Origin of the sequence: Flavobacterium sp., from assembly GCF_043756175.1 — a bacterium.
GTDB lineage: Bacteria > Bacteroidota > Bacteroidia > Flavobacteriales > Flavobacteriaceae > Flavobacterium.
On the sequence record NZ_JAYURN010000087.1, the window covers coordinates 1 to 4,479 of the forward strand.

Genomic DNA, 4,479 nt, shown 5'->3' on the forward strand with positions numbered 1-4,479 from the left:
AAAAAACAATAAAAAACAATATTTGTACGCAATTTTAGACATAGAAACAACAGGAGGACAGTATAATGAAGAAGGAATTACTGAAATCGCCATCTATAAATTTGATGGTCACGAAATCGTAGACCAATTCATTAGTTTAGTGAATCCAGAAATCCCAATTCAGCCGTTTGTAGTAAAACTCACGGGAATAAATAATGCTATGTTAGTTTCTGCTCCCAAGTTTCACGAAGTAGCCAAACGCATTGTAGAAATCACGCAAGATTGCGTCATTGTTGCACACAACACCGTTTTCGATTATCGAATTCTTCGTACTGAATTTCGCCGTTTGGGTTATGATTTTCAAGCAAAAACACTTTGCACAGTCGAATTAGCTAAAATCCTAATACCAGAACAACCATCTTATAGTTTAGGAAAATTAGTCCGAGCACTAGGAATCCCAATGACTGACAGACATCGTGCCGAAGGTGATGCTCTGGCAACAGTCAAATTATTTAAAATGTTGTTAGACAAAGATTTGGAGAAAATCATTATCAAAGAGCAAATTAAAACAGAAATCATCAAAGGAATTGCGCCCAAATTGTTCAATATTATTGAATCTTTACCCAACAAAACAGGCGTTTATTATATACATAAAGAAAACGGAAATATCATCTTTATTGGTAAAAGTAGAAATATCAAAAAAAGAGTCAACCAGCATTTTACAGGAATTACAAAAAGTGCGCTAAAAATTCAACAAGAAGTTTTTACCGTTACTTACGAAGAAACTGGAAGCGAACTTGTTGCGTTGCTAAAAGAAACCGAAGAAATAAAAATAAACCGACCTATATATAATAGAATGTCGCCTAAAACTCATTTTCCCGTAGCTATTTATTCCGAAACAGACGCAAATGGTTATCTAAATCTGAAATTACAAAAAGCCGACGGTCGCAAAAAAGAAATCACAGCCTACACAAGTCTTCAGGAAGGAAAAAATACTTTATTTAGAATCTCTTCTCAATACAATTTGTGCCAAAAACTAACAGGTTTATACGAAACAAAAACCGAATGTTTTCAGCACAAAATAAACGAGTGTGACGGTGCTTGTATAGGAAAAATTACGCCCGAAGAATACAACAAACGGGTACAAGAATTTATCACAAAAAGCAGCTTCGAAAGTCAAAGTATGGTCATTGTCGACAAAGGCCGAACCATCAGCGAACGCAGTGCAGTTCTTATAGAAAACGGAGTGTATAAAGGTTATGCTTTCTATGATTTAAACTACCAGATAAGCAACATTCAAATCCTAAAAAACATCATTACTGCAATGCCTAACAACCGTGACACCCGAAATATTATACAAGGCTATTTACGAAAAAACAAAGTGATGAAAATCGTAAAATTTTAAACTTTTTAGGAGCTATTCCTGCTATCCGTTGCAATCTTTTCTCCCGCGAAAAAAAAAAGCGAAAAAAAAGGATTTCCACTATTATCAGGGCTAAAAAACCAACAATCCGCTAATTCATGAATTATCTAATAACCATAATCGGACCAACAGCTATAGGAAAAACATCACTAAGCATAGCTTTGGCAAAACAATATGGTTGCGATATTATTTCGTGCGATAGTAGACAATTTTTTAAAGAAATGCGAATAGGAACCGCAGTTCCAAGTGATGAAGAATTAAATCAAGCCACCCATCATTTTATCCAAAATAAATCAATTTTTGAAGAATATACTGTTGGAGATTTCGAAAAAGAAGCCATTGCAAAACTAGACGAGTTATTTAGTAAAAACAAAATTCAAATCATGGTTGGCGGCTCAGGATTATATGTAGATGCAGTTTTAAAGGGTTTTGATAGTTTCCCCAACATCGAATCTAATATTCGTGATGAAATTCAAAAAAAATATGACGAAAAAGGTATAGAATATTTACAACAAAAACTCCAAGAGTTAGATCTAGAATATTACACTAAAATCCTTTCTGAAAATCCACAAACCTTACAAAACCCACAACGTATGATGCGTTTTCTAGAAGTTTGCATAGGAACAGGAAAACCCTATTCTTCGTTCTTAAACAAAGACAAAAACGCCAGAAACTTCACTCCTATTATCATTGGTTTAGAAGCCGACCGAGAAATTATGTACGATCGCATCAACCAACGAGTTGATATTATGATAAACGAAGGTTTATTAGCAGAAGCCGAAAAATTATATCCAAATAAAGAATTAAACGCTTTGCAAACTGTTGGTTACAGAGAATTATATAGCTTTTTTGATGGTGATTTTACTTTAGATTTTGCCATTGAAGAAATTAAAAAAAATACCAGAAGATTTTCTAAACGCCAACTCACTTGGTTCAAACGAACTGAAAATACCATTTGGTTCGATTATAAAACAGATATTTCTAAAATAATAGAGGTTGTTAATACCGAAATTGAATCAAAAAATAAATAAATTAATAAAATTCACGAATGCAGAAGAGTTTCTCTTTTCCTAAATAAATCTTATATTTGACCTTCATTAAAAAAAACATTATGCAACATATTATCGACCGTTTTATAAGCTACGTAACTATAGATACTGAATCTGACCCAAACTCAGAAACAACACCAAGCACTGCAAAACAATGGGATTTGGCCAACAAATTAGTCGAAGAACTAAAACAGATTGGCATGCAAGATGTAACTATCGATGACAAAGCTTACATCATGGCGACGTTGCCGAGTAATGTTTCTCACGAAGTTCCTACTATTGGTTTTGTCTCTCATTTTGATACTACTCCAGATTTTACAGGAAAATACGTAAAACCTCAAATTATAAAAAATTATGATGGTAACGATATTGTATTAAATGCAGAAAAAAACATCGTGCTTTCTCCAAAATATTTCAAAGATTTACTGTTGTATAAAGGACAAACGCTAATCACAACCGATGGGACAACGCTACTTGGTGCCGATGACAAAGCTGGAATTACCGAGATTGTTTCGGCAATGGAATTCCTTATCAAAAACCCTGAAATCAAACACGGGAAAATTCGAGTAGGTTTTACACCAGACGAAGAAATAGGTCGTGGTGCACATCATTTTGATGTAGAGAAATTTGCTTGCGACTGGGCTTACACTATGGACGGAAGTCAAATTGGTGAATTAGAATATGAAAATTTTAATGCAGCTGGTGCTAAAATAACATTCAAAGGAAAAAGTGTACATCCAGGATATGCCAAAGGAAAAATGATAAACTCGATGCTATTGGCAAACGAATTTATTAATGAATTACCAAAAGACGAAATTCCTCAAGAAACAAAAGGTTATGAAGGATTTTTTCATGTAACGCAACTTTCTGGAAGTATCGAAGAAACACATCTTGAACTTATTATTCGTGATCATGATGCTAGAAAATTTAAAAAACGCAAAGAACTTATTCTTAATATTACCAAAAAAATGAATAAGAAATATGCCAAACAATTTGGCGAGGATATTGTAATTACTGACGTAAAAGACCAATATTACAATATGAAAGAAAAAGTAGTTCCTGTATTTCATATTATCGATATTGCTGAAAAAGCTATGAAAAACTTGGGCATCAAACCACTTATAAAACCTATTCGTGGCGGAACCGATGGTTGTCAACTTTCTTACAAAGGTTTGCCGTGTCCTAATATTTTTGCTGGTGGACACAATTTTCATGGAAAATATGAATACGTTCCTGTAGAAAGTATTCAAAAGGCAATTGATGTTATTGTGCAAATTGCTCAAATTACTGCTTCAGGAGATTATAAAAAGAGTGAGAAAAAATAATTTTTTTATTAATGGCTACTAAAGTTTGGGATAAACAACATGATCAATGGAGTGAAGAAATTGAACTTCTAAAATCTATTGTGAATAAAACAAACCTTGTAGAAACCACTAAATGGGGCGGAATTGTTTATACCTACAATAATAAAAATGTTTTGGGTATAGGTGGTTTCAAATCGTATGTTGGCCTTTGGTTTTTTAATGGTGTTTATTTAAAGGACGAATCAAATGTTTTAATCAATGCACAAGAAGGTGTTACAAAAGCATTGCGACAATGGCGTTTTTATTCAAAAAGTGAGATAAACGAAAAATTAATCTTATACTATATTGCAGAAGCTATTGAAATTGAAAAAGAAGGAAAGTCACACAAACCAGAGAAAAAAGAAGTCATTATTTCTGATTTATTTCAAAGCTTTATTAATGAAAACCATAACATTTCTAAAGCTTTCGATTTATTTTCTCCATACAAACAAAAAGAATTTATCGAATATATTGATACTGCAAAGCAAGAAAAAACCAAGCTCGATCGGTTAGAAAAAATAAAACATATGATTCTTGATGGCAAAGGATTAAACGATAAGTACAGATAACAAAAAACCACGAAATCGTAGACTGCACCCAAAATTTTGGACAAATTTATAATTAATTTTGATAATAATGAGCTCGATATTGTATTGGGCTCATTTTGTTTAAATTTGACTTTCTT

General features: G+C 32.8%; 4 protein-coding genes. All 4 read left to right on the top strand.

What is annotated here, in order from left to right:
• The first annotated feature begins 22 nt into the window (after nucleotides 1-22).
• The 4 genes from ACH2BP_RS06510 (at nucleotide 23) to ACH2BP_RS06525 (ending at nucleotide 4,363) form a co-directional block, all read left to right on the top strand.
• The gene (locus ACH2BP_RS06510; protein WP_395058181.1) at nucleotides 23-1,384 is read left to right on the top strand and encodes an exonuclease domain-containing protein; all 1,362 of its coding nucleotides are present in this window, start codon (nucleotides 23-25) and stop codon (nucleotides 1,382-1,384) included.
• A 116-nt stretch (nucleotides 1,385-1,500) separates the two neighbouring features.
• Complete coding sequence (miaA, locus tag ACH2BP_RS06515; RefSeq protein ID WP_395058175.1) at nucleotides 1,501-2,433, top strand: tRNA (adenosine(37)-N6)-dimethylallyltransferase MiaA; 933 nt, start codon at nucleotides 1,501-1,503, stop codon at nucleotides 2,431-2,433.
• Between the two features lie 80 nt (nucleotides 2,434-2,513).
• Nucleotides 2,514-3,776 (top strand): peptidase T, encoded by a 1,263-nt coding sequence (pepT, locus tag ACH2BP_RS06520; RefSeq protein WP_395058177.1) that lies wholly within the window; start codon nucleotides 2,514-2,516, stop codon nucleotides 3,774-3,776.
• An 11-nt stretch (nucleotides 3,777-3,787) separates the two neighbouring features.
• On the top strand, nucleotides 3,788-4,363 hold the full coding sequence (locus tag ACH2BP_RS06525; protein WP_395058179.1) for a YdeI family protein: 576 nt from the start codon (nucleotides 3,788-3,790) through the stop codon (nucleotides 4,361-4,363).
• Nucleotides 4,364-4,479: the final 116 nt, after the last annotated feature.

What these genes read in the sequence shown, in the direction of transcription:
- pepT (WP_395058177.1), top strand. Translation starts at nt 2,514, where the DNA reads ATGCAACATATTATCGACCGTTTTATAAGCTACGTAACTATAGATACT.
- miaA (WP_395058175.1), top strand. Translation starts at nt 1,501, where the DNA reads ATGAATTATCTAATAACCATAATCGGACCAACAGCTATAGGAAAAACA.
- ACH2BP_RS06525 (WP_395058179.1), top strand. Translation starts at nt 3,788, where the DNA reads ATGGCTACTAAAGTTTGGGATAAACAACATGATCAATGGAGTGAAGAA.